32 protein-coding genes, 1 pseudogene and 1 riboswitch are annotated in these 26,051 nt (G+C 31.0%); of the genes and pseudogenes, 11 read left to right on the top strand and 22 right to left on the bottom strand.

All coding sequences use genetic code 11. The features are described from left to right. Window positions 1-147: 147 nt before the first annotated feature. From KI230_RS04065 to KI230_RS04025, 9 genes are all read right to left on the bottom strand, one after another. Window positions 148-342, bottom strand: coding sequence for a CsbD family protein (locus KI230_RS04065; protein WP_000752917.1), 195 nt, complete (start codon window positions 340-342; stop codon window positions 148-150). A 353-nt stretch (window positions 343-695) separates the two neighbouring features. Further along, window positions 696-1,517, bottom strand: coding sequence for a MetQ/NlpA family ABC transporter substrate-binding protein (locus KI230_RS04060; protein ID WP_000732334.1), 822 nt, complete (start codon window positions 1,515-1,517; stop codon window positions 696-698). Window positions 1,518-1,534: 17 nt separating this feature from the next. Further along, window positions 1,535-2,230, bottom strand: a complete 696-nt coding sequence (locus tag KI230_RS04055) for a methionine ABC transporter permease (protein ID WP_000520233.1) — start codon at window positions 2,228-2,230, stop codon at window positions 1,535-1,537. Beyond that, window positions 2,223-3,248, bottom strand: coding sequence for a methionine ABC transporter ATP-binding protein (locus KI230_RS04050; RefSeq protein WP_214958326.1), 1,026 nt, complete (start codon window positions 3,246-3,248; stop codon window positions 2,223-2,225). The genes KI230_RS04055 and KI230_RS04050 overlap by 8 nt, the downstream gene beginning before the upstream one ends. Window positions 3,249-3,336: 88 nt before the next feature. Beyond that, window positions 3,337-3,440, bottom strand: a riboswitch (SAM riboswitch). Between the two features lie 57 nt (window positions 3,441-3,497). Beyond that, entirely contained in the window at window positions 3,498-3,794 is a 297-nt protein-coding gene (locus KI230_RS04045) for a thioredoxin family protein (RefSeq protein ID WP_001065801.1), read from the bottom strand. Next, complete coding sequence (locus tag KI230_RS04040; protein ID WP_001018962.1) at window positions 3,787-4,173, bottom strand: toprim domain-containing protein; 387 nt, start codon at window positions 4,171-4,173, stop codon at window positions 3,787-3,789. Before KI230_RS04040 ends, KI230_RS04045 begins: the two co-directional genes overlap by 8 nt. A 414-nt stretch (window positions 4,174-4,587) precedes the next feature. Further along, window positions 4,588-5,466 carry a YwqG family protein gene (locus KI230_RS04035; RefSeq protein WP_000932211.1) on the bottom strand — a complete coding sequence of 293 codons (879 nt, stop codon included), beginning with the start codon at window positions 5,464-5,466 and terminating at the stop codon, window positions 4,588-4,590. 178 nt (window positions 5,467-5,644) lie between these two features. Continuing rightward, complete coding sequence (gcvH, locus tag KI230_RS04030) at window positions 5,645-6,025, bottom strand: glycine cleavage system protein GcvH (RefSeq protein WP_000290489.1); 381 nt, start codon at window positions 6,023-6,025, stop codon at window positions 5,645-5,647. A gap of 157 nt (window positions 6,026-6,182) precedes the next feature. Continuing rightward, a complete protein-coding gene (locus KI230_RS04025; RefSeq protein ID WP_000589549.1) occupies window positions 6,183-6,539 on the bottom strand; it encodes an arsenate reductase family protein in 357 nt (118 codons plus the stop codon). 143 nt (window positions 6,540-6,682) lie between these two features. Here KI230_RS04025 and KI230_RS04020 point away from each other — a divergent pair, with 143 nt between their 5' ends. Further along, window positions 6,683-7,003 carry a thioredoxin family protein gene (locus KI230_RS04020; RefSeq protein ID WP_043044652.1) on the top strand — a complete coding sequence of 107 codons (321 nt, stop codon included), beginning with the start codon at window positions 6,683-6,685 and terminating at the stop codon, window positions 7,001-7,003. A gap of 149 nt (window positions 7,004-7,152) precedes the next feature. Here the strand turns inward: KI230_RS04020 and KI230_RS04015 are convergent, their stop codons facing one another. Then, complete coding sequence (locus KI230_RS04015) at window positions 7,153-7,692, bottom strand: nitroreductase family protein (RefSeq protein ID WP_000422908.1); 540 nt, start codon at window positions 7,690-7,692, stop codon at window positions 7,153-7,155. 82 nt (window positions 7,693-7,774) lie between these two features. Next, window positions 7,775-8,491 carry a type I 3-dehydroquinate dehydratase gene (gene aroD / locus KI230_RS04010; RefSeq protein ID WP_000150017.1) on the bottom strand — a complete coding sequence of 239 codons (717 nt, stop codon included), beginning with the start codon at window positions 8,489-8,491 and terminating at the stop codon, window positions 7,775-7,777. Window positions 8,492-8,638: 147 nt separating this feature from the next. On the opposite strand from aroD, the gene KI230_RS04005 reads away from it, so the two are divergent. From KI230_RS04005 to KI230_RS03995, 3 genes are all read left to right on the top strand, one after another. Beyond that, window positions 8,639-9,061: an organic hydroperoxide resistance protein gene (locus KI230_RS04005; RefSeq protein ID WP_000974460.1), complete on the top strand. Its 423-nt coding sequence runs from the start codon at window positions 8,639-8,641 to the stop codon at window positions 9,059-9,061. Window positions 9,062-9,459: 398 nt separating this feature from the next. Then, window positions 9,460-9,954 carry a GNAT family N-acetyltransferase gene (locus KI230_RS04000; RefSeq protein WP_000569884.1) on the top strand — a complete coding sequence of 165 codons (495 nt, stop codon included), beginning with the start codon at window positions 9,460-9,462 and terminating at the stop codon, window positions 9,952-9,954. Between the two features lie 154 nt (window positions 9,955-10,108). Continuing rightward, window positions 10,109-10,726, top strand: a complete 618-nt coding sequence (locus KI230_RS03995; protein WP_000255553.1) for a LysE/ArgO family amino acid transporter — start codon at window positions 10,109-10,111, stop codon at window positions 10,724-10,726. Between the two features lie 72 nt (window positions 10,727-10,798). On the opposite strand, the gene KI230_RS03990 is transcribed toward KI230_RS03995, so the two are convergent. Beyond that, entirely contained in the window at window positions 10,799-11,380 is a 582-nt protein-coding gene (locus KI230_RS03990) for a histidine phosphatase family protein (protein ID WP_001140697.1), read from the bottom strand. A 224-nt stretch (window positions 11,381-11,604) separates the two neighbouring features. Between KI230_RS03990 and KI230_RS03985 the strand changes: the two genes are divergently transcribed. Continuing rightward, window positions 11,605-11,841 (top strand): hypothetical protein, encoded by a 237-nt coding sequence (locus tag KI230_RS03985; protein WP_000368687.1) that lies wholly within the window; start codon window positions 11,605-11,607, stop codon window positions 11,839-11,841. Here KI230_RS03985 and KI230_RS03980 read toward each other — a convergent pair. Further along, window positions 11,838-12,041 carry a sterile alpha motif-like domain-containing protein gene (locus KI230_RS03980; RefSeq protein WP_000145163.1) on the bottom strand — a complete coding sequence of 68 codons (204 nt, stop codon included), beginning with the start codon at window positions 12,039-12,041 and terminating at the stop codon, window positions 11,838-11,840. The two genes, KI230_RS03985 and KI230_RS03980, sit on opposite strands and share 4 nt — an antisense overlap. Before the next feature lie 340 nt (window positions 12,042-12,381). On the opposite strand from KI230_RS03980, the gene tsaA reads away from it, so the two are divergent. From tsaA to KI230_RS03955, 5 genes are all read left to right on the top strand, one after another. Then, on the top strand, window positions 12,382-12,642 hold the full coding sequence (gene tsaA / locus KI230_RS03975) for a type II toxin-antitoxin system antitoxin TsaA (RefSeq protein WP_001059690.1): 261 nt from the start codon (window positions 12,382-12,384) through the stop codon (window positions 12,640-12,642). A gap of 28 nt (window positions 12,643-12,670) precedes the next feature. After that, entirely contained in the window at window positions 12,671-12,859 is a 189-nt protein-coding gene (gene tsaT / locus KI230_RS03970) for a type II toxin-antitoxin system toxin TsaT (RefSeq protein WP_000052076.1), read from the top strand. Window positions 12,860-13,046: 187 nt separating this feature from the next. Next, the gene (lnsA, locus tag KI230_RS03965) at window positions 13,047-13,616 is read left to right on the top strand and encodes a lipoprotein N-acylation protein LnsA (protein ID WP_045178121.1); all 570 of its coding nucleotides are present in this window, start codon (window positions 13,047-13,049) and stop codon (window positions 13,614-13,616) included. 87 nt (window positions 13,617-13,703) lie between these two features. After that, window positions 13,704-13,988 (top strand): hypothetical protein, encoded by a 285-nt coding sequence (locus KI230_RS03960; RefSeq protein WP_001004401.1) that lies wholly within the window; start codon window positions 13,704-13,706, stop codon window positions 13,986-13,988. Between the two features lie 61 nt (window positions 13,989-14,049). After that, window positions 14,050-14,268, top strand: a complete 219-nt coding sequence (locus KI230_RS03955) for a hypothetical protein (protein ID WP_000005886.1) — start codon at window positions 14,050-14,052, stop codon at window positions 14,266-14,268. Between the two features lie 495 nt (window positions 14,269-14,763). Here the strand turns inward: KI230_RS03955 and KI230_RS03950 are convergent, their stop codons facing one another. The 9 genes and pseudogenes from KI230_RS03950 to KI230_RS03910 form a co-directional block, all read right to left on the bottom strand. Further along, entirely contained in the window at window positions 14,764-14,964 is a 201-nt protein-coding gene (locus tag KI230_RS03950) for a cold-shock protein (RefSeq protein ID WP_001059082.1), read from the bottom strand. Window positions 14,965-15,320: 356 nt separating this feature from the next. Next, window positions 15,321-16,006, bottom strand: a pseudogene (locus KI230_RS03945) (thermonuclease family protein). Between the two features lie 340 nt (window positions 16,007-16,346). Beyond that, a complete protein-coding gene (locus tag KI230_RS03940) occupies window positions 16,347-16,817 on the bottom strand; it encodes a hypothetical protein (protein ID WP_000824472.1) in 471 nt (156 codons plus the stop codon). Between the two features lie 334 nt (window positions 16,818-17,151). Continuing rightward, window positions 17,152-18,174, bottom strand: a complete 1,023-nt coding sequence (gene emp / locus KI230_RS03935; RefSeq protein ID WP_000728071.1) for an extracellular matrix protein-binding adhesin Emp — start codon at window positions 18,172-18,174, stop codon at window positions 17,152-17,154. A gap of 350 nt (window positions 18,175-18,524) precedes the next feature. Next, on the bottom strand, window positions 18,525-20,063 hold the full coding sequence (gene vwb, locus KI230_RS03930; RefSeq protein WP_000791707.1) for a von Willebrand factor binding protein Vwb: 1,539 nt from the start codon (window positions 20,061-20,063) through the stop codon (window positions 18,525-18,527). Window positions 20,064-20,283: 220 nt separating this feature from the next. Further along, complete coding sequence (gene clfA, locus KI230_RS03925) at window positions 20,284-23,196, bottom strand: MSCRAMM family adhesin clumping factor ClfA (protein WP_001056168.1); 2,913 nt, start codon at window positions 23,194-23,196, stop codon at window positions 20,284-20,286. A gap of 262 nt (window positions 23,197-23,458) precedes the next feature. Then, window positions 23,459-23,989, bottom strand: a complete 531-nt coding sequence (locus KI230_RS03920; protein WP_001167158.1) for a GNAT family N-acetyltransferase — start codon at window positions 23,987-23,989, stop codon at window positions 23,459-23,461. 138 nt (window positions 23,990-24,127) lie between these two features. Beyond that, on the bottom strand, window positions 24,128-24,649 hold the full coding sequence (locus KI230_RS03915; protein ID WP_214958325.1) for a hypothetical protein: 522 nt from the start codon (window positions 24,647-24,649) through the stop codon (window positions 24,128-24,130). 7 nt (window positions 24,650-24,656) lie between these two features. Continuing rightward, window positions 24,657-24,812, bottom strand: a complete 156-nt coding sequence (locus KI230_RS03910; RefSeq protein ID WP_001790158.1) for a hypothetical protein — start codon at window positions 24,810-24,812, stop codon at window positions 24,657-24,659. Between the two features lie 434 nt (window positions 24,813-25,246). Here KI230_RS03910 and KI230_RS03905 point away from each other — a divergent pair, with 434 nt between their 5' ends. After that, window positions 25,247-25,975 carry a DUF5067 domain-containing protein gene (locus KI230_RS03905; protein WP_000757406.1) on the top strand — a complete coding sequence of 243 codons (729 nt, stop codon included), beginning with the start codon at window positions 25,247-25,249 and terminating at the stop codon, window positions 25,973-25,975. Window positions 25,976-26,051: the final 76 nt, after the last annotated feature.

Raw genomic sequence — 26,051 nt, 5'->3', positions numbered from 1 at the left:
ATTAGCGAGTTTTTATTTAGTTTTTTTCTAACATTAAAATAATTATTAATAAATTTTGGTATCCACTTTTTTAATACAAAAACCACCTAGCCGATGGTTATACCGACTAAGTGGCATGTGCAGTGTATTAGGAATAAAAAAGTAAAATTACTCGCCTTTGTTACCTTTTACTTTATCAATAAAATCAGTTGCTTTTTCTTTTGCATTTTCAACGAATTCTTTCGCTTTACCAGAAGCTTTATCTTCTTTACCTTCGTTTTCTAAATTTTTATTATCAGTAACATTACCTACTGTTTCTTTAACATTACCTTTTGCTTGTTCAAATTTACTTTCGTCTGCCATAATAAATGCCTCCTCGGAATAATTAAATGTTATATATAATACTTACCCACTGAAAAATTATCTAAACATTTTACTTAAATAATTTTTGATATTGATTTGACGTCATTTTATAACTAGCGAAATAGATTCATCATTAACTTGAGGGAGTGGGACTGAAATAATAAAGAATCACTAATGATTTATGATGTAGTAGTCACTAGCCATGTGAAATTAAAAATAAGAATAAATGAGTAGCACGCATGCATATAGGATTTTACTTTATCCGTAATAGCATCTCATTCCTAAATATCATATAAATACCTGTTTAAATTAAAAAGCCCAGCAACATCACGTTACTGAGCCATTAATATGATTTATTTAGCAGGAATAACTGCACCGTTGTATTTTTCATTAATGAAGTCTTGAATATCTTTAGATTGTAATACTTCAATTAATGCTTTGATTTTCTTATCATCTTGATGTCCTTCTTTAACAGCAATTAAGTTTGCATAAGGATTATCTTTCGCACTTTCTACAGCAATAGAATCTTTTTTAGGATTTAGTTTTTGTTCGATTGCAAAGTTTGAATTAATTATAACAGCATCAGCGTCTTCATTTTGATAAATTTTAGGTAAGAATTCTGCTGATTGTTTATTATTAAACTTAATATCTTTTTTATTCTCTGTAATATCACTAAACTTAGCATCTTCAATTTTTACGCCTTTTTTAATCTTAATTAAACCTGCATCAACGAAGAATTTTAAGAAACGTCCTTGTTCAGCTGGATTATTAGACACATAAACTGTTGCACCTTTTGGTAATTCTTTTAAACTTTTATACTTTTTAGAGTATACAGCCATAGGTTCTAAGTGAACATCACCGGCACTTACGATTTTGTAACCTTTATCCTTTTTCTCTGTGTTTAAATATGGTGTATGTTGGAAATAGTTTGCGTCAATTTCACCTTTGTCTAGTAATTTATTAGGCGTAGTGTAATCGTTAATTGTTTTAATATCTAGTTCATAACCTTTTTTCTCTAATAATGGTTTTGCTTTTTCTAAAATTTCAGCATGTGGTGCTGGTGAAGCACCTACTGTTATTTTCTTGTCGTCACTGCCACTTTTGCTTCCATTACCGCAAGCTGCTAATACAACTGCAAATGTTAATACTAAAATAAGACCAAATAATTTTTTCATAAAATGAAACCCCCAATTTATCGTTTATCAAGTTTATTTGTAAGCCAATCCCCAATGAATTGGATTATAAATACAATAATTAAAATAAAAACTGTTGATACTAAAATGACATCATTTTGATTTCGAGTGAAACCTGTTAAGTATGCTAAATTTCCTAAACCACCGGCACCAATTACACCTGCAACTGCTGTTGAACCAACTAAAGCGATTGCTGTAACTGTAATGCCAGACACTAGCGCTGGCATGGCTTCAGGTAAGAGGACTTTACGAATTACTGTCCAAGTATTGGCGCCCATTGACCAGGCCGCTTCGATGACACCTTTATCAATTTCTTTAAAAGCAATTTCTACGAGCCTTGCATAAAACGGCGCTGCGCCAATGATCAAGGCTGGTAACGCACCTGTCGGACCACTTATCGTTCCAAGTATCAAACTTGTAAATGGAATTAATAATAAAATTAAAATAATAAATGGTATCGCTCTAAATAAGTTAACAATGAAAGAAACGATAGAATAAAATAACCTTGCACCGATAGACTTACCTTTAGCAGACAAGAATAATAACACACCTAAAATAAGACCAAGTATAAATGCAAATATAGTTGAGACGACTGTCATGTATAGTGTTTCGACTATTGCAGTCCAAACTTCTGGCCACTGAATATTAGGCATTGTAATCATTTCATTTATAATTTCACTAAATGATTTACCCATGTCTTAACACCTCCATTTTAACTTGTCGCTCAATTAACTCTTTTTCGAATTTTCCGAAATCTACACTTGAAATATATGGAATATGCAGAACTAAAAAGCCGACTGTTCCATTTTTTGTATTTTTAATATTTGCTTCTAAAATATTAATTTTAATATCATAGGCAGTAGATAGACTCGATACAATAGGCTCGGTTGTTGTTGAACCAGCGAAAACTAATCTAACGATATAAGCATCTTTTTCTAATGGCTCTAATTCTGTTAAAGATGTTTCGAAATCATCATTTAAATCTTCTTTCACAAATCGTTTTGTCACAGTGTGTTGCGGATTTTCAAAAAACTGTGTCACCGGTCCACGTTCTATCACTTTACCACTTTCCATAACTGCAACTTCATCACAAATACGACGAATGACATGCATTTCATGCGTAATTAGTACAATTGTTAAATTTTGTTGTTCTCTAATTTTTAGTAGTAGATCTAAAATTTCATCTGTTGTTTGCGGATCAAGTGCACTTGTTGCCTCATCACAAAGCAAGACCGTTGGATCATTAGCTAACGCTCGTGCAATCCCAACACGTTGCTTTTGTCCACCTGATAACTCTGATGGATAAGCCTTTTCTCTACCTTTTAAACCGACGAGTTCGACAAGTTCTAATGCTTTTTGCTTAGCTCTCCTTCTAGGGACACCTGCAATTTCAAGCGGAAACATAATATTTTTTAACACAGTCCTTGACCATAACAAATTAAAATGTTGGAAGATCATACTTACTTTTTGTCTTTTTGCTCTTAATCCATTTTTGGACAATTGACCTATATGGTCCCCATCTATAATAACTTCGCCTGATGTAGGCGCTTCTAAATGATTAAACATTCGAATCAAAGTACTTTTTCCTGCTCCAGAAAAACCAATGACGCCATAAATCGATCCTGCTCGAATCGATAAATTAACGTGATCTACAGCAAGGACTTCTTTATTTTTAGTCCGATATTCTTTAACAACTTCTTTTAATTCAATCACGTTGATTCCTCCCTGTGTTGCTTAATAAAATAAAAAATGCTTTCTCAATATCGATAGAAAAATTGAGAAAGCAATAGTAGTATTGTTTCTCTCATCTTCAAAAGTTAAAACTTTATGTGAATTGGCACCATTTCTATATAAGACGGTTGCCGGGCTTCGTAGGGCACATCCCTCCACCACTCTCGATAAGAGTTTACGCATCATTTAATTTGTATTAATCCTAACACCTTAGTAAAATTTCGTCAATAACTATTTTAAATTTTCTAACAAATCAGTCACCGATTTAAATGCATAAATTCGTTTTACTTCTTTATCTTTATTCATCAACAATAAAATCGGCGTAGACATGATTTGCATATCTTTACAAAACTGAGGATAAAAGTTTAAATCTATTTTCAATAATGGTAACTGCAATATTTCATTAGCAATGTCTAACATTCTTTCTGAAACCTTACAAGTACCACACGTTGGTGTATAACCAAAGATTAAATGTTTGTCTTCCTCATAAAATGTAGTTACATCTTTGATGTCTAATGAATTATTCATTTACTAAAACTAACCTTTCATTATTTATATTCGGTAAAAGAGGTGTTTCTTTCTTACAAGTAAAGCCATGTTTTGAAAGTACATGCGCCAAATATTGTTTGGGGCAATTCGCAACTTGACAGTAAGTTTTATCAATAAATATATGTTCACTTTCACTCAAATAACGTTTAAACCAATTTCTAATTCGATCTCCTTCGTCATCAGAATCGGCTAATACAAAAACTTGTTTATCATACAGTGATTCTATCATATCATCAAGCTTATCTATACTCATTGTTCCATGAGTACAAATAATATTGACTGGTTCTGCAATAACCTGTTGCACCCTTTTTTTATCAGATTTTCCTTCAACAATTATCACTTTATTTACAATAGCCATCATCATCACCCTTTAAAATCAATAAACATCTGTCACTGTATCATTTCACAAAATTGGTATGAATAAAACATAAATCACAAAAAATTTAAACTAGCTTAATATAATAATTACAAACTCAATGTTTGACTAGCTGTAACATTTAACATAAGCAGACAAAGGCTAAGTCAAAAATCAACATCCTAAAATCTACAATGTTATATTACCAATAGTTAACCAAAAGAAAATACACCTATAACAAACTTTTCAATCATAGCGGGGCCCCAACACAGAGAAATTGGACTTCCAATTTCTACAGACAATGCAAGTTGGGGTGGGACGACGAAATAAATTTTGCGAAAATATCATTTCTGTCCCACTCCCTAGATTGATCTATAGATACTACACTTGTTAAAGTAATATATTTTTATGATTCTCTTAGCTGCAATCCCATGAATACATGTAATCATCAAACTTCATAGCCTCAAGGTCAGTAGATTTTACTAAGATATTGGCAATACCTAAATCACCCCATATAATCGAAGAATTACCATCTCTTGTAGAATCAATTTGCAGTAAGACTCTATCATACATTTTCAGTTCTTGATCGTTCGTTCTTGGATCTATTTGGTCAAAATATGGATAACCACCAAGTTGATTAAATGGTTCCTTAGCAGTAAATGTGTTACACACAGGTTCCATCAATTCATCATAACCACCAAACATTGATTTTAGCGCGAAGGATGGATTGACTTTATTCCACAATGCAAGCACGTCCTCATCGTACTTATAATCAGTACATGTAATAGTTTGTTTCGACAATCTAAATTCTATAGAAAATGCTCCACTGAACGGGATATCCTCATTATCAGCATCTAATGACTTCAAATGCGCTTGAATATTTTCGAGTGATAAATCTGTAATTGGCTCTTTTATATAAACAAGCCTTGAGTTTATATTGTTTCCCTTTAAATTTTCAGACATACCATACATTTGATCTTCTGAACTAATCCAAAACTGCAATATCCCTTCTTTTACAGGAAATAATTCTTGTTGTTCTGGAAGATTATCCAAATTAATCTGTGCTAACAATACCATTGGTACATTATTTTCATCTAATGGTATATCTTTAAAAGATTTTAAAAATGGCATTCCACCAATCTTACTCTGGTTTAATGTTTCTTCTTTCATCTCTTTTAGATCCATTTCAATACATGGTAGTACTGGTAAATTACCGTTTTCTACAGATTCTACGAAACGGTTATATGCTTTTTGCTCCTTTTTAGAAAGATGACTAACGTCTTGAATGTTTAGCATATTAACTTCCCCCAATTTTTATTTTTAAAATAGCTAAATTCATTATTTTCATCATTCTTGAATAATAAAATGTAGCAATACTCCAAATAATAGTACCTAATAAATTTTCTTTCATATTATTTACTTACTCAGACTAAAAATAAACTCCTCAATCTTAGATTAAGGAGTTACACGGTGATTATTCACCAATCATTTCTGAATATTTTTCAGCTGTTAATAAAGCTTCAATCTGACTTTCATCACTAATTTCTACTTTTACCATCCATGCTTTTTCGTATGGAGATTCATTTACAAATTCGGGACTATCTTCTAGTTCTTCGTTGACTTCAACTACTTTACCAGAGATTGGTGCATATAATTCTGATACAGTTTTAACTGATTCTACGCTACCAAACGTATCCCCTTCATTAATTTCATCATCTGTTTCTGGTAATTCAACGAAAACAATATCACCTAACTCGCTTTGTGCGTATTCTGTGATTCCAATTGTTGCTACATTACCTTCAACTTTAACCCATTCATGCTCTTTTGAATATTTCAATTCATTTGGTACTGCCAAGAGAATCCCCTCCTAATTAATCTTTACATCATTAATGATGCCATAAGGCTAGATGCTATTCAACTATATTTATAAAAATTAACAATTGTATAGCTTATTTCATTTTACATGTAATGAATCTAAATATCGAGATATTTAGTAAACGTTTACATTTCACTTACGCTAACCAAGTCTCTTTATATTGATCTTCTTTAAATCCTAATGTTATCTTATCGCCCATTACTGCTAGAGGACGCTTTACTAACATACCATCAGATGATAACAACTCTAACTTTTCATCATCTGATAAAGTTTGTAATTTATTTTTCAAATCAAGCTCACGATATTTCGCGCCGTGTGTATTAAACAATTTATTAATTTCTACGCCTGTATTTGCAATTATTGTTTTAAATTCATTTATTGTAGGTGTATGTTGAACGATATCAATTGGTTCATAACTTACGCCATATTCATCTAAAAACTTTGCTGCCTTTTTACAAGTTGTACAATTCTTATATTGGTAAAATTTAATCATACGACTGCAACCTCCTTTATGTATTTAAAATAAATATATCATTTTCCATAGCAAAAGGCTTTCATTTTGAAGCTAAAATTTTTTATTATGATATAAATTTAGCTATAATAAAAATTATTAAACTATCTAGAGGAGTTGTTACAATGCAAGCAATCAAAAGTAATGAATCATTTAAATCTGTAATTAATAGCGATACACCTGTAATTGTTAAATTTGAGGCAGGATGGTGCCCAGACTGTCGTGCTATGGATTTATGGATTGACCCAATCGTAGAACAATATAATGATTACCCATGGTATACTGTTAATCGTGATGAATTAGAAGATGTAGTTGTTGAAAATGAAGTTATGGGTATCCCTAGCTTGCTAGTATTTAAAAACGGCGACAAAATTGCACACCTTCATTCAGCAAATGCTAAGTCACCTGAACAAGTTGAATCATTTTTAGCAGAAACTTTTAAATAAATACTAAAATAAAAATGTGTATATACTGCACAATAAAAAGCTGAGACTGTGATTGTACCGACTCTAGTAAGTTAGATTAAATCTCTAACTCGATAGATGTCCATCAATTCATGACTCAGCTTTTATTAATGTTTCTATAATTATACATATTAATATAATGTAATTAAGTTTCTATTTTTACGTGGTGCTTTAGGCATATCTTCTTCTAAATCCGTTAAATATAAGAATCCAGCAAGAACTTCATCTTTCTTTATACCAAGTGTTTTTCTTACTTTAGGATCATAGATATATAATGGCGATTTCCAACATGTACCTATTCCCGCTTCATAAAGTAACAACATAAGATTTTGTGCATATGCACCAAATGCAAAGTAGTTTTCATCATTTTGACGTTGTCTTGGATCTGTTTTTAAAATAAGCAATAACATGCCACCTAGTTTCGTAACTGCATCATAATGACATTGTTGCTTATCTAATTCATTAGGAAATGCAAATTTAGAAATATCCTTACTCATATCTCCTAATCTGTCTTTCGGAACATGCACAACTCTCCATGGTTCCCTCATTCCGTGATTTGGAGCATCAGCAGCTTTCTCAATTGCTTGATATAGCAATGCGTCATCTATGTGCATATCTCTTTTAAATTTTTTCACACTTCTTCTATTAGCTATTGCTTGTTGTAATTCCATCTAAAATCGCTCCTCCACGAACAATGATAATAATTCTCAATTATAAGACAGCACTTACACAAAAGCAACCTAATTCATTTTATTAGTATAAAGTCACTTGTGCTTTTAAATCAGTAACATCAATCTGTCCTGGAGCTTGTGGTACTCCGATACAACCATAAGTCAACGCACCACCAAAAACGCCTTGAGCCGTTCTACTTATTAGTCCAAGTTTAGACATTGAAATACCAACAACTTTGCAGTCCATAGTATCTGAAAATGTAGACATTGCCTGCAATAAATTTAACACATCATTTTTATTATGTGGCATTACTGCTAATTTAACGTATTCTGGGTTGAATTTTTGCATTTTAAAAAATATAAATTGCAATTCATCTAATGGAGGCGTACTTTCGAAATTATGATGTGATATAACCACCTCTTTATTATACTGTTGCAAATGTGTAATGATTCGTTGATGTTTTTCAATGTCAATATCTGCTTGCCATTCTATATCAATCATATCTATGCCATTGATATTTGCTAAGTCTGATATTAAATTAAGATACGAGTCATTTGTAAATTGCCCATAGCCACCTTGTAACTTTGTACGATACGTAACTAATAATTTGAATGAATCTTGCATAACCTTCAGCTTTGTAATCATTTCTGCCACTTGATCAACTGTGACATTTTCAATTTGATCAATTCGTAATTCTAATACGTCTATTGCATCAATACGATGATTAATTTTTTGAATTAAAGTTTCTTCGATAGATAATTGTGGCGCGATAGTCGCTACTACTTCCACATGTGTCATAGTGAATCCCTCATTTCAGATACTCATTATTTTTATTGTAAACAACAACTTTTTATCCTTCAATCAAACAATGCTATAAATGAAAATGATTAAGGTATTTTCGAATGGGTAAAGCATAAATGTATTTTAAATTAGGAGGTTATAAGTATGGCAATACATTATGAAACTAAAGCGACGAATGTTGGCGGACGTAAAGGACATGTTTATACTGATGATCGAGCATTAGATATTGATATCGTTCCGCCTGCTCAAGCAGATGGTAAAGCTACTAACCCCGAACAATTATTTGCAGCAGGTTATGCATCTTGCTTCAACGGTGCTTTCGACCTAATTTTAAAGCAAAACAAAGTGCGTGATGCTCATCCAGAAGTAACACTAACAGTGAGACTAGAAGATGATTCAGACTCAGAAAGTCCTAAATTAAGTGTTTCAATTGATGCGACAATTAAAAATGTTATATCTCAAGAAGAAGCTGAAAAATATTTACAAATGGCTCATGAATTTTGTCCATATTCAAAAGCGACTCAAGGAAATATTAATGTCGATTTAAATGTAAATGTTGTAGATTAGCATTAACTTAAAGAGATTATTCAACGTTATTAATAAAATTCACATAAAATTCAAATTTGCCAACCAAAAATTTTTGGTTGGTTATTTTTTCTATTCGTGATTGAAATTTCTGGCAATATTTAACTGAAAAAGATTGTACCTTAGTCATCATAAATGTGACCGGTTCCAATACTGGCTTGACTTCTTCGCATACCGTCTACAAATAAAAGTCCAGTGTCGACCAATAACCAATTCCATAATTTCCTGAACTTAAAAATAAATATAATTAAATTGATAATCCATTTACAAGAATGTGCATATAAATCAGTGATTGCAAAATTTTAATAAACATTTTAATATGTAATTAAGAAATTTTTTTAGTACAAAATCTTTCTTAATAATGATTAAGGAGGTCAGTAATGATTGAAATTAAAACATTAACGAATAATGATTTTAATGAGTATAAGAGACTTGTTTCGACAGTCAATGAAGAATTCACTCAAGATTCACATTATAGTCAAACAATGACTGACACCTTAATACATGACATTTTAAATCAAGGTTCACCGAAATGTATTGTATTTGGCTGTTATGAAAACGAAACACTTATCGCAACAGCTGCCTTAGAACAAATTCGATACGTTGGAAAAGAACATAAATCATTAATTAAATACAACTTTGTTACTAATAACGATAAATCGATTAATAGCGAGCTCATTAATTTCATTATTAATTATGCACGGCAGAACAATTACGAATCTTTACTTACATCAATTGTGTCAAACAACATAGGTGCTAAAGTTTTCTATAGTGCACTAGGATTCGACATTCTTGGTTTTGAGAAAAATGCAATTAAAATCGGAAATACCTATTTCGATGAACATTGGCTTTTTTATGATTTGATTAATAAGTAATACAGTTTTATATATTCTACATTTCTCATAAATTCAAATCATATAGGTTCTATTTTTCATACAACTACTCTACTATTGAGTAGTTGTTTTTTATTTGATATGATAACAATAAGTTTTTTCAGAATATTCTATTTTTTAGGGGTGTCAAAACTTAATGGTAACCGCAATTATTCATGGATTTATCTTAGCGATTGGTCTAATTTTACCTTTAGGTGCACAAAATGTATTTATTTTTAACCAAGGAGCTAATCAACCAAAATATAGATATGTATTGCCTGCAATAATTACAGCCGGGTTGTCAGACAGCTTACTTATTATTATTGCAGTGGTAGGAGTATCTATCATTATTATGTCTTTACCTGTACTTCAAGCAATTATTTATATAGTTGGTTTAATTTTCTTGATGTATATGGCTTGGACCATTTGGCATGATAAACCCTCAACAGATGGAGAAGCTCAAATTATGTCTCCAATGAAACAAGTAAGTTTTGCTTTATCAGTTTCATTACTCAATCCACATGCTATTTTAGATACAATTGGTGTAATTGGTAGTAGTGCTGCATTATATAGTGGTAGCAATAAAATTGCGTTTACAATCGCTTGTATTAGCGTTTCATGGTTATGGTTCTTTTTACTCGCAATTTTAGGAAAAATGGTTGGATCAATTGATAAAACCGGAAAATTATTAACAATAATCAATAAAATATCAAGCATAATAATTATTATTGTTGCTCTAATGATATTACAAAAACTTATTCAATTAATATTCTAAAGCGTTTTATAGTTGTATTTTAAAAGCGTTATACAAAAAACATACTTGTGTCTATGTATAACGCTTTATTTATTATAAATTTGGATCAATTAACTCAACAAATTTAAATGTTCCATTGTCATATTCAAATTTCAGGATATTACAATTACCGATATTATGCTTTAATGCTTCATCTAGTTTAAGGCAATATCTTAAAAATACTCCCATTATTGTCCCATGACTCACGACTAATGCATTATTCTTTGTTTGAGACATAATGTCATGTAAAGTTTTCACAATGCGTTCTTCAACTTGTTGCCTTGCCTCTCCTTTGAAAGGAACAATTCGATCTCCGAATAAGTCTTCAGGCTTGTATAGATTATCAAATAGATAGACTGACTCACCTTCAAATAATCCAAAATGCCATTCCTTCAGTCCCTTAAAACGTTGATACGATTGGTTAGGTGCAACATTTTCAAGTGTGTCACTTGCGCGTTCTTGCGTTGATGATGCATATAAATCGAAGTTTATCCCCTTAGTTTCATAATAACTACGTGCCTTTTGAGCTTGAGCAATTCCAAGTTCTGTTAGCGGCGAATCTCCAAATCCCTGAATTAGTCCCTTAAAATTAAACAAAGTTTGTCCGTGGCGCATTAAATATAACGTTTTAGCCAACAATAACACCTCTTCAATAAAAAGTATTGATAGCTCAAAATGTATTCTCTTTTTATTAAAATGAGTACCAAATATATTAAACCATTATTTAAACTTTTTCGGTAGCGAAAACCTTTGCTTTTGATGTACATTTTTTTCATAAGTAATGATGATTTTAGTTTAAAAGATAATGTGACGGGGTAAAACGCAATGAAGAGTACAGAATTTTAAAGGAGTGAGTGTTTATGGATAATCATAATCAATGTAATTATGTGAATCCACAAAATGTTTCACTTGACTGGGAATGTTTTATAATTAGTAAAAGTGAAATGTTGTTAGATGGTGTACCAAATGAACTTATCAACACTTGGTTAGATAAAGACATTATTACACCATTTTCGATAAGAAATGATGAAATAAACTTTAAAACAAAAGATATTTGGGATGCACTAATACATCATAATTGGTACTACTCAAATTAATTTGCCATATATAAGCTAATAGCTCTATTTGTAGTTTCAATTAATTGATGATCTGTGTAATTAGACATCACATATGCTCTAATTACTTGGTGTCTTTCTTCTAATCGAGGGAATGCTTTATCTTCACTAACGTGTTCGGCCAATATACCAAATGGTGTGTTATCATTTTGAAAACCCATGATGAAATTGTAAAACGTCATAAGACTTGCCCCCTTCATTTATTAAGCGCTATTTAAAGTGTTATTATTAATCTTATCAGAAAACTAGTATTTGTAAATGTGCAAAAGTGATTTTGCACATTTTTTTGATATCTGATTCTAAAAATATTAACGAATTATACAACTTTAAGAGTTTTTAGTATGTAAATATTCTTTTCATATTAATACTATACATCCCTATATATGCTCACTTGTTTGAATTAATAAACTTTAGCATTCTACAAATAATATTTTAAAAATAACTATACTTTTTATTTACCTATTGGAAAATAGTGTTATCATATTTATTAAGAAACTATTTTTATACTAGTAGGTGTCAGTCATGAATAACATTTTGTTAAATGCTATCAATATAGTTATTACTACCACTTTTGTTATCTTTAATATTTTAATCACATATAATAAAGATTTAGATGATTTATGTTGGCTCCTGCCTGGTATTATCATTTGTGGTGTGATACTCATCGTATCCTTTACCATTGCAATGATAACTAAAAACTGGTTAAGTGAAATATTATTTTTTATAAATATCGTACTCGTTCTCTATTACATTTATCCTATTTTTTATAGTTTTATAGGTTAATAATTACGGTATATAAGGAGGGTTTCACATGTCTTTACATTTTGCAATTCTGTTTTGGCTAGCATTAATTTTCTTAGTTGCCGCTACGTTTATACTCGTATTAATGAAAAAAACTGGCAAAGAATCTAAAAAAGAGTCCTATTTAAGTTTCACTGTCATTCTCTATATTTTTGGATTCGCTATATTAATATACACATTTATATTTGGTGTGCTATAAATGAAATTCATTTTATATCCAGTCTGAAACGTCTCAATGATGTTTCAGACTGTTTTTTATTCTTAATAGACATTTCACACTCTCATACTTTAATATTTAAGATATGTTTTAGTCTTACAAGCTTATTAAAGATTACAATTCTAATTTAAGACTATTTACATATATTTCTTCAACAAGGAGCTTTTAAGTGAACTATATTAAACGAACGATAATTTTACTTATATTATTCGTTGTCGTATCCCCAATAAACTCACCAAAAACAATTGCAGATAATAAGTATTCAGAAATTCAAGATGACAAATTCCAATTACAACCTGGTGATATTATTGTTACAAAAGGCCCTGTCATGTGCGGATTTTTTGGTCATTGTAGTATCGCGATTGATGATAAAACGATTTTACAAATTGAGGGGCCTGGCGACAAACCAACTACACAATCCTTCGAATCTTTTAAATATAATTATGCAAGTGGCAAAAATGATTGGATGAAAGTTTATCGTTGCAGCTATCCTGGTGCAGGTAAAAAAGCGGCTGAATGGGTTAAGAAAAACTATGAGAATACAAATCATCGTTATCTAGTTACATTAAATTTGAACAGCAAAAAATTTACGTATTGTACTAAAATTATCTACCAAGCTTATAAATTTGGTGTAAGTGAAAAATCAGTTAAAAGTTATGGACTACATATTATTTCACCCTATGCAATTAAAGATAATTTTATAGATCCATACAAACTAAGGCTTGTTAAAGCTTATTAACACAGTTTCATCAAATAGTTAAATTAGTTTGTGTTTTGCAATAAATTGGGTATAGATTACAAATGATATTTCAGGAGGCCCAATATTTTGAATGAACTAACTAAAGAACAAAAGTATACAATAGCTAAATTTTACAAATTATATATTGAACGTTCGAATAATGGAGAAACAGAAACAGTCGCTAACTTTTTTGGCGATGCTAAAGATGCACGTGAAAACTATTTTTGTGATCGTGATTATCAAGACTTCTTAACTAACTGCCAAATTTTAATTCAAAACAAATACTTAACTGGTGAAGTTTTGGACGATAACATTTACAATATTTCTATTTTAAACAAGACATTTATTGAATTCGAACAAAATTTTGGTTGAACATGAATGTCTCAACTATAAACTTTCTAACCCTATTTTAAAGCAGGAGTGAAAAACATACATGAGTGAATGGCATATTAATAATCAATCTACAAAACCTTTTTTAATACAACAAGCGGAAAAGCAATTGTCTATTGTTAAACCGTTGCCTAATGGTAGCTTCCAAATACTCACAGAAATAAATTTGGAGAATGGCAATATTAGTAACATCGATCATTCTTTACTTGTTTCAGTAGACCCCAAAGCATTAGAAATAAGTATATTTGACGCTGTAAATTAAACGCAATATTTTTATTTAATTATTTTAATGTTTCGCCTTTTAAATGAAAACAAGATTACTGAATTATTATGAGATTTTAAAAACAATAAATATTCTCAATAATTAATCAGTCTTAATAAAAAATTAACAAAAAGTTGATTAGTTAAATTATTAATTAAGTAGTAAGATATTATGCGATGTGGTATCCTATTATTGTTAAACATTTTGAGTGTTTAACATTACTTCTTGTTATCGCCATATACAGACTTTAATTCTCGTCATTATTAAAGTTCTGTATTGGCGCTTTTTTATATTCAAAATCAAAAGTCGGACAGATGAAAAGTAAAAAACTTTTCCATCAGTTCGATTTATTTTAGAACCATTATATATTGTTAAATCTCCACCTAAATTTATTGGACAAAAAAATAACGGCTAGTGCTTTTACCACACCAACTGTTATCGATTTAAAGCATAAAAAAACAGCCCTATAATAAGGACTGTTTGAATAAGTTAAAATTACATTTTAACTACGTTTGCAGCTTGCTCGCCACGGTCGCCTTCAACGATGTCGAATTCAACTTTTTGGCCTTCTTCTAATGATTTGTATCCATCTTCAGCGATTGCTGAGAAGTGTACGAATACGTCGCTACCATCTTCTCTTTCGATGAAACCAAAACCTTTTTCTGCATTAAACCATTTAACTGTACCGTTATTCATATTGAATACCTCCGTCGTGCTTTTGCACTAAATATTTTGTAACAAATTCATAAATGAAAAGGAGAATATTCTATATAAATAACTCACATTTTTCTTCACGCTCTTTATTACTTAACTTTCATTATACACTTTTAAATATAGAAGTAAAGCATTATTTTATTTTCTGTGATAATACACATTGAACTATATAGTAATATTCCATTTTAATACTAAATTTAAAATTTTTATTTTCTAATATTAAATACACTTGCTTTTGATACTATTTACTTTTTTAATTCTGAATTGATAATAAATCATATCGTGATCCAAAAATTATAAAAGTGCCACTAGCAGCAGTGACACTTTTACAATGAGCATTATTGACCTGAATCAGCGTTGTCTTCGCTCCAAATATTTAATTTCTCTTTTTTCGCTTGTGCTTCACTTTTTCTTAAAAGTTGTTCATGTGTATTGTTAGGTTTATAAACATAAGCAACTTTAGCCAAGCCTTGACGAACTAAAGCTTCGTTTACCATTTTTCCATCAGCATAAATATACGCTAAGCCACGTCCATATTTATCAGTTCTTTGACCTTTGTCAAACTCGACTTCAATTTTCTTTGCATTTTCTACCATTTTTTTCGTAAATGCACTTGCTCAGGGCCATATTTCTCTACACCTTTTTTAGGATGCTTTGTTTCAGGTGTATCAACCAATAATAGTCTGAATGTCATTGGTTGACCTTTGTACATTAATTTAACCGTATCACCATCAATCGCTTTAATTAATGTCGCAGGTTCTTTATGTAATTTTTTAGTTGAAGTTGCACTATATACTGTTGGGTCTTCAGAACCACTTCTATTTACGCCATTATCTGTTTGTGATGCATTTGCTGAGCTACTTAGACTTGAAACTACAACTAAAGTTAACACTAAGCAACTAGTAGTGAAATAGAAAAACCTCTTTGCGTATTGCCCTTTCGAAACATTACTGATAGCCATCCCTATAAGTAATATTGAAACGATTGCCATACATATGCCAGCACTTAATAAGTATTCTGTCATAACTAACACCTCTTTCTTTTTAGTTAATTTTAATATTAAACGTTAATTAATTATAATTCTACATTTTTACAATTAATTAATAAAAATTTAATAATTATAATAAAATAACTATACTTACTTTTATGTATTTTCTATATTTTAGGTGCCAGAACTTATATATTTAGCCTTATTTGTAAAATTAAAAAGCCTACAACATGAATCGTTGCAGACTATCATATCGAGACAAAGAGGTTTATTAGTGTCTCTATATCTATGTGGAATTTGAAAAGATTATTTATAATATTTACGGGGATAAATTGTCATTTAAAAACGAGATGTATAACTTATAATTTACTTTGGATTAGCGTTGTAATCCATTATAAACCTTATCAATTTGTTTATTGAAATAGTTTTGATGCGGTTTGCTTAATGTGTTAACTTTTTGTTTGGCTTTCATCCTAGCATCAGCACTTTGTGTATCTTTATAGTTCTCTACTAAGCTTTGTGCTTCTTTAACATGATCACGTCTAATAACGCGTTTGTCACGGTCTGTGAAATGTGATGAGTCAATTTCACTATAACCAACCATAGCTCCTGATTTACCGCCCATTGTTAATATGTTGAACTCCATCAAGTTTGAATTGCTATTAGATTGAAAAATATTAATTTGAGCATGTTCAACTGTTATAACTTTCTCTTCCGATACAATTTCAGTAAATTGCTTAGTATCATTTGCGCCACTCTCTGTTACTAATGCGTTTGCGTGATTAGAATGCCATAATTGAGTTGCACAAATTACACCCATTGTTAGTACTAATACTTTCCTTTTCATTTGTTTATGCTCCCTTATTTGCTTTGATATAAAAACCGACTTTTTCACCCTGTTTTCTTCGCCATTGAAAATTATATACCAATATTTTAGAAACAATAATTAACTTGCGATGAACAAACTATTAACAATAATCTTGAGTATTATATTTATCTTAATTAATAATATATTTATTTAAGATTATGTTACTTCCAACTTTCAAAGTAGAAAAACGGTATAATTTGTTGATGGGTGTTTATTGATAAACTGCAAAAAATACAGCCTACAACCACATAGATTGTAGACTATATTTAAAATAATAGGTATTTATCATATCTCGTAAACTTAGTGCCAATTTTTATACTCGTGGTGCTGGTAAGCTACCCTTAAATTCAGGAACGTAGTGTGTAGGGCTATAACTTGGAACAGCATATTGATAATTTACATTTTTGATATTTAATGATGGTTTCCCAATTTTATAACCATTTGATTGTGAAAATGAGAAATATTTCTTCACACCTTTAACTACTTTATAAGAATAGAAGTATTTATAGTCATATGCTTTATTTACTTTAGCATTTTGATGTGTTGCTGTTGTGTTATTTTGGAAACTTGGTACATGCATACGATGTGAATTGTGACCATATGGTGGAATTACCTTGAAACTATTTATTTGTGGCACAACACAAAAGTGATTAATTTTAATGCTAGCATGCCCTGGTGTAACAAATTTATGCGCGTGATATCCAGGAACTGCAAAATGATGCTTGATAATTAAAGATTGAGATGGATGTGTATATCTAGGCGATTCTGATGGTTTAACAATAAAGTGTTTATTAATAGAATCCTTTGCATGATTTACATGTTTATGTACATGTGTTGATTTGTATGAAGTAATAACTTTCTTGTAGTGGGTTTGCGTAGTAATGAAGTGGTGGTTTACTTTGTTTTGCGTAATAAATCTATTTACTTCTGGGCCTTTAGCAACAAAATGCTTATCAACTTGTTGTGAAGCTGGATTGTTTGTTGTTACATTCACGCGATTATTGATTTCTTTGTACTCTGGTACAATGTTTCCTAACTTTGATTCTGGTACGGCAAAGTTTTTATCTACAATTTTACTTGCTGCTGAAGGATCCGAAATCTTATTCAATTTGTCTTCAGAAACTACAAAGTTTTTATTGTCAGTTAAATTACTAACATTTACTTTTGGTGCTTTTTTAAATTCATTGTAAGATGGAATAATTTTATTAATTCCTGATTCTGGAACTACAAATTTTTTGTCAACACTCTCTGTCACTGATGCTTTAGCGTGATTTGAATTGATAAGTTGTGTAGCAAATAGCGTGCTCATAGTTAAAACTAATAATTTCTTTTTCATCTGTTATTTCTCCTTTATATAGACTCAATATTATAACCAATTTAATTTTCCTGTTATATTCACTAACAGCATTATATACCAGAATTTTCAGTATAATAATTAACTTGAAGTAAACGTTGTCTTAACATTTTTATTGTTTTTCAGCTTAAAATTAATTATTGATATTGATAGTTAAGCATAATAATTTTTTCGTAATATAAAGTGAAAAAAGTAATAGTCCACACCTGTTTAGAATGTGGACTATACTAGATTGCATCATTGAAATGATAACTTAGATATTATTTATTGCTAGTTTAAAATGTTATTATTTTTTCGACAAACTCATTATTTGCTTTGCAGCCATGCATTAATTATTTGCCATTGTATACTTTATTGATTTGTTTATTAAAACGTTTTTGATGACCTTCACTTAATGTATTTACTTTTTGTTGTGCATTTAATCGGTCTCTATAACTATGTGTATCTTTATAATTATCAACTAACTTTTGAGCTTCTCTAACGTGTTCACGCTTAATTACACGCTTCTCACGTTCAGTTAGATGAGAAGAATCAATTTGACTTATACCAACCAGTGATCCTGATTTTCTACCAGGTAAAGCAGACGTTTCTTCAAATTCAACAACATTATTATGCGTGTGATTTGAAGTTGTTGGTGATTGATGCGTTGTTGTGAAATCATGACTTTCACCATTTAATCCAACTAATGGTTTTGGTGTTTTGTAAACGATTTGTTGCTGAGTTTGACGCTCAACTGTAGGCATTGGTACCTGAGTCGTTGTTTCAGTATATGTAGTCGGTGTTGTTGGTTTCTTTGTTGGTGCAGAAACAACAAGTTGTTTGTCATTTGCGTTATTAAAACGTTGCTTGTGTTCAAAATCGTATTCTAATGATACAACCGGTTCTTTTTTACTTTTTTGTCTATCTAGAAATCTTGCTTTTCTTTCTTCAGCTCTTTTTTCATATTCAGCTTTTTGCTCTGCAGTTACTTCTTTTGAAACAGATTTATAATTTTGAGAATCTAAACTTCTTTTACTTCGATTACTTCTTTTTGATTCGTCAGTTTTTGCTGCTTCAGTGTCATACTTTAATTTATTAGCATTATTAGTATTTGTTTCTTTCTCTTCTTTAGGCGCTAATGTTGGTATAGATGTTGGCCTTTGTTGTCCAATTTCTCCAAAGAATTCATCAATAATAGTTTCTAAATCCTCTTTTTTATTATTGAACATTCTTTGATTGGTAGCCCTCTTCTTTTTTCTCTCTTCATCTTTATAACCAAGAATCATATCTAATTTGTTATATAAATCTTCTACTTCATTTTTATTCGAGTGATAAAATGTATAACCTATCATTAGTACTTGATTTTCAAGAGTGTTTAATTCCGTATCAGCTTTAGTTTGTTCCTCATTGTTATATTCTTTTAACTCTGGATTTTTATTATTAATTTCTTCGATTTCTTTTGAAAATTCTTCACGATGTTTTTTTAATGAATTATAAATTGACTCATATCTTTCGTGTGTTAACCCCAGATAATTTGATGTATTAGTATTAGTATTAGTATTTCTATTTTTTATTTTTTTCTCTTCACTAAAAAATTTTTTTAATGCATCATCTTCAGCCATAAATTTTTGTTGATACTTTTTAACTGCTTCTTTGTATTCTGGTTCCTCATATTTTTCATAATCTGCAAATGATAATGACGATATTAACATATCTAAATTTTCTTCATATTTATCACTAGTTATTGTAGTGCTTCTTTTCCCATTTAATTTCAATGACTCAGATTTATATGGATTCTCTTCCCCAGAAACCACTGCACTTGCACGATTGCTTTCCCAAATTTGTGATACACATAATGCTCCCAATGATAAAACTAGCAATTTATTTTTCAACTGTATTTTCTCCTTAATTTTCCCTAATTAACAACCTACCTTACACCCTATTTTTTCGCCAAGCCAAATTATATAACATCTACCTTTTTAAAATAATTAACTGTTGATGAATTAATTATTAATTATATTCAAACAATATATTTGGAAAATCCAAGTAAAAAAGCCACCTTTTAAGGTGGCTTCTTCATGAATCATATGATTAATTTAATATCATTATTACTTATTTCTTATCTTTATTTTCTTTTTTTCTTCTGAAAAGTAGTAATGAACCTAATGATGCTAATAATCCCCAAATTAGTGACGTATTCGCTTCATCTTCAGAACCTGTATCTGGTAATGGCTCTTTACTATCTTTAGCCTCATTTTTATTAGAAGCATTAGTACCATTTTTAGGTGAATTAGGCGGCACTACATTATTGTTAGAACCTGAGTCGGAGTCACTATCTGATTCTGAATCGCTATCCGAATCTGAGTCACTGTCGGAATCTGAATCGCTATCTGAATCTGAGTCGCTGTCTAAGTCGGAGTCACTATCTGAGTCAGAATCGCTATCTGAATCCGAGTCACTGTCTGAGTCTGAATCGCTGTCTGAGTCACTGTCGGAATCTGAATCGCTATCGGAATCTGAATCGCTGTCTGAGTCTGAGTCACTGTCTGAGTCTGAATCGCTATCTGAGTCAGAATCGCTATCTGAATCCGAGTCACTGTCTGAGTCGGAATCGCTATCTGAATCCGAGTCACTGTCTGAGTCTGAATCGCTATCTGAATCCGAATCACTGTCTGAGTCTGAGTCACTGTCGGAATCTGAATCGCTGTCGGAATCTGAGTCACTGTCTGAGTCTGAATCGCTATCTGAATCCGAGTCACTGTCTGAGTCTGAATCGCTATCTGAATCCGAATCACTGTCTGAGTCTGAGTCACTGTCGGAATCTGAATCGCTGTCGGAATCTGAGTCACTGTCGGAATCTGAATCGCTATCTGAATCTGAGTCGCTATCTGAATCTGAGTCACTATCTGAATCCGAATCGCTATCTGAATCTGAATCACTATCTGAATCTGAATCGCTGTCTGAGTCTGAGTCACTATCGGAATCTGAGTCGCTATCTGAGTCTGAGTCACTATCGGAATCTGAGTCACTGTCTGAGTCTGAATCGCTGTCTGAATCTGAATCACTCGCTGAATCTGAATCACTCGCTGAATCTGAATCGCTCGCTGAATCTGAATCACTTGCTGAGTCTGAATCACTTGCTGAATCTGAATCACTTGCTGAGTCTGAATCACTTGCTGAATCTGAATCACTCGCTGAATCTGAATCACTCGCTGAATCTGAATCACTTGCTGAATCTGAATCGCTTGCTGAATCTGAACCACTATCTGATGTAGAGTCACTACCCGAATCTGAACCGCTATCTGAATTAGAATCGCTGCCAGAATCTGAACCTGGGTCAGAATCTGAATCCTCTGGAATTGGTTCAATTTCACCAGGCTCATCAGGTTGTTCAGGAACAACTGGTTTATCGATACCGTCACCAGAACCTGATCCGTTATTAAATGCTACTTCGTTGTCCCATGACATAGATCTCCATATAAAATTAGAATCATAACCATAAAATGTCGAACGTAGTGCTAAATCACCTGTACTAGCAGGATCAATATGGCCATTAACAACTACAATATACGGTGTTGTAATTTGGTCATCGTCCGTAGGAAATTCTACTTTGTATTGATTAGCATTTGGAAATGAAATTCTAACTTGATTAGTTACATCTTCAAAATCGCTAGGATTCACATAATAACTTTCAGATAAATCATTAGCATTATCCACTTTATAAACTTTAATATTAGTATTGTTGGCATCTATTAAAGCATTACTATTACTCTTAGGAATTAGATTACCAGTTAACACTGGTAATACAACATTGTCTCCACTTGGATTGACATAAATCGTTTGACGATACGTATTGTTTGTTTTGTCGATTTGATCAATTGTACCTTTAATTGATAAATTATGGAATTGTCCATATTTCTCATAGTCGATTAAAACTGTCTTACTAGCAGTATTGGTTCCTATGCCAGTTGTCAATGTTACATTACCTGTTTTCGTTACATTTTCTGGATCAATGTATGCAGGAACAGTTAGTGTTGCTTTAACATCGTTTTTATTATCAACATAGTCTGTAAATGTATAAATAACATTACCATCACTATCGATTACACCATTTGCCAATACTTGATCTCCGGCCATAATTGGAGGCACTTTAGCAGTTGAAGTTACACCATTTAAGTTTAATTCTTTAGGTACAGTTATTTTGAATGTGTCACCTTTAACAGCAGAATTAGGCACTGAAAAACCATAATTCAGTTTGACATAACCTGCTTGGTGCGGATACACAGTCGTACCAGAGTCAATAGTAACTTTCACATCTGTCAACTGATTCGTAATATCTGTGCCAGCTGCCGGTGCATCTGCAGCTACTGCCGCTAAACTAAATGCTCTCATTCTAGGCGCACTTGTATTAACCGCTTGATTAACTACATCTTTATTACTTGCATCTGTACTCTGTGGAGCTGATTCATTGTTTGAAGGTGTTGCTTCAGTTGAAGTATCTTGCGTTGTTGAAACATTTTCCGCATTTGTAGAATTTTGAGGTGAATTTACAGATGATACTGTATTAGTATCATTAGAAGTCGTTTCATTACTTGTTTGATTCACTAATTCCTCCGCATTTGTATTGCTTGATTGAGTTGTTGCCGGTGTATTAGCTTGATTCGTTGCCGTAGTAGCTTCACCAGTTAACGGAGTTTCTTCCGTAGTTGCATTTGTTAATGCTGATTGTGTCGTTTCCTGTTGTGCTGGATTTTGCGCCACACTCGTTTCGCCATTATTAGTGTTTGACGATGTTTTAGTATCACTCACGTTTGTGTCGTCTGTTTTAGGTGCAGCACTAACGCTACTTGAATCATTACTTTTGCTTTCGTTACTTGCGCTATCAGATTGCGTAACACTATTTTCACTTGCATCTGCTTCTTTACTGCTGAGTAGTCCAAAACCGATTAACGTACCTACAAGCACTGAAGCCACGCCAATCGATTTTTTCCGAATTGCGTGTTTTTCTTTTTTCTTCATATTCATTTTATTCCCTCTTTTTAAAAAGTCATTTTATATTAACTGTATACCCTTTAAAGATATATTTAATCTCCATTAATGCAATTATACACTAAAATTGCATTATAGCAATTAATTTGTATCGATTTTTTATTATCCACAATAATACTTTCCTAACAAACATTTTATTTATTGCTATTTTATAAATTGCAAACGACAACGTACGATTTCATTGCAAACAATTTATATTATTAATATGAACTCTGCCTAATGTAATCCTAGCTTGAAATCATATTTTTTCAAAAGCAGATGTGTAATTTATGGTACCTGTTTTTCCCGCTAAACTGTTCACTTTTAATTCTTTAATTAAAAACGCTTCGTCTGGTATACCATCATATGGTGGATAAATGTCGTACATACTTGCGCGTTGATATCCTAGATTGGCATAATACGTCGGCCATCCTAATACACTGATAAAATTATATCCTTTTAATATTGCTTCTCGTTCTAATGCTTGAATCAATCGCTTCCCAATACCTTTATTTTGATGATGAATATCAACAGATACAGGTGCTAACACTAATCCAATTTCCCGTTGTGCTCCGTTATCAAGATAAACTTCACTTAGTAAACCGTGCCCTACAACTTCGTTTTGAAGAACAGCTACTATTTCTAAGTTATTGTCATACGTATCACTTAGACGAATTTGGTCTACTAGCTCTGATTCATTACCATAACCATGTTCACTATTTTCAAATGCCGTTCTAATTAACTGGTCAACTTGAGCAAAGTCATGTTGATGTATTTGTCTAATTTGCATCTTTGCCCCTCCTTTTAGTTCTATCTTATAGAAAAATGCATTACAACATAAAGTAATATTTTATAGTAATGACGCCATTATTTCATTAAAATTGAATGATATTTTTCGCAATAAACAACTAGCCTCTTAAATCAATTTTTAGATAAACTGCAAATCATAAATTTCTTTATTATTATAAGTATTAAAACGGTCGATTTGACCTTTTAATATAACTTCCTGTTGTTTGCGACTTACATTATGATAATAAGTCATACGTACATTCAAATCAGCTTCATAACCATTGTTCTCAATCGTTCTTTCTAATTCTTCGTACACATTTTTATTAATTGGTAACATGTACCCTTCTTTACTAGGTAAAATATTCACGTATTTTTTCTGAATGACTTTATCATTACCCAATAAAACCTCTATTGCAATTTTTTTAGCAGCACCGCCACCTAAATTATATAGTTTAATATAATCTTTATGATGATGCTCTTCTGTTGCCGAATTCATTATATTAAGTTGATCCTCCTCCCTTTCTAATAAAATTTGGTTAAAACCTAAAGCTGGCAGAAAGCTAATTTTCATTTGATAAAGTTGAACTGGAACTGATACAAAATAAAATAAAGCCATAATAAATGTTCCAATAGATCCTATAGCTGAAATAATATTAATCATTAAGATATCAACCTTCCCATAAGAAATTTATATGATTAATTTCAAACTGAAAAAGCATTTTACTTAATCGTTTATATCCAAAAACAATCATTTTAAACGTTATATTCGACTGCTCATATAAAAAGTTTTGCTTTATAGCCTTAAGTAACTTTTTAACCATCAAGTACGATTATTATTACGGCAATCTATTTGTATTGACTAAAAAATACAATAACGCTTTTAAGAGCTCCCATCTTTGACCAGTATTTTCCAAATTAATAACACTTCTTCTTCAATACATATTTATCTCATACAAATAAGTTGATTTTTTTATTTTTACAAACGTAATTTCTTAACAAATCAAAATTTTACATTTAAATCTTTCGATATATTACAAGTTTTTTAAAAAAGTAATATATTTCTATCAATAAAAGTAATATAATATTAGTAATTATAGTTTCATTAATTTATTGCAACAATACATAGAATCATTATTACAAGAATTATTTAATATCATCTTAGAATCTCACAAAATATCAACTTTGTTTAATTACTCAAAATGATAAGTCATTTAGAGTTTTTAAAATAAATTTTTGCGAAATAAAGGAGACATGTTAAATGAAAAAAGTAATGGGGATATTATTAGCAAGTACACTTATCTTAGGTGCTTGTGGACATCATCAAGATAGTGCAAAAAAAGAGAGCACTAGTCACAAAAAGAAAGAAAATGACAATGAAGAATTAAATGAAGAACTTAAAGAATTTAAAAGCAAAAAAAATATGGATATAAAAATTAAAGGCGATACTATTGTTAGTGACAAATTTGAAGCTAAAATAAAAGAACCGTTTATCATCAATGAAAAAGATGAGAAAAAGAAATATATCGCTTTTAAAATGGAAATTACTGCTAAAAAAGACGATAAAGATTTAAATCCATCTTCTATTTCTCATGACTATATTAATATCACTCAAGATGATAAAAATACAGTAAATAAATTAAGAGATGGTTATCTTTTAAGTGATAAAAAATATAAAGATTGGACAGAACATAACCAAGATCAAATTAAAAAAGGCAAAACTGCACAAGCCATGTTTATCTATGAGTTAAGAGGTGATGGAAATATTAATTTAAATGTCCATAAATACTCAGAAGATAAAACAGTTGATTCTAAATCATTCAAATTTAGTAAACTTAAAACCGAAGATTTTTCTCATAGAGCGGAAACAAGAGAAGAAGTAGAAAAGAAAGAAAAAGAATTTGAAGAAGAGTACAAAAAAGAACAAGAACGAGAGAAAGAAAAAGAAAAGCAAAAAGATGACGACCACAGTGGTTTAGATGAAGTATAAATTTGGTTTGTTGATTGTCTTACATTCAGTTATTTAATTTTTAGAGAAACTGACTTATTTATAGCTTAGCCAACAT

The organism is Staphylococcus sp. MZ3 (genome assembly GCF_018622755.1).
Classification (GTDB): domain Bacteria; phylum Bacillota; class Bacilli; order Staphylococcales; family Staphylococcaceae; genus Staphylococcus; species Staphylococcus aureus.
The sequence above is the reverse complement of the archived record's forward strand: the minus strand, read 5'-3'. Positions and strand labels throughout refer to the sequence as shown.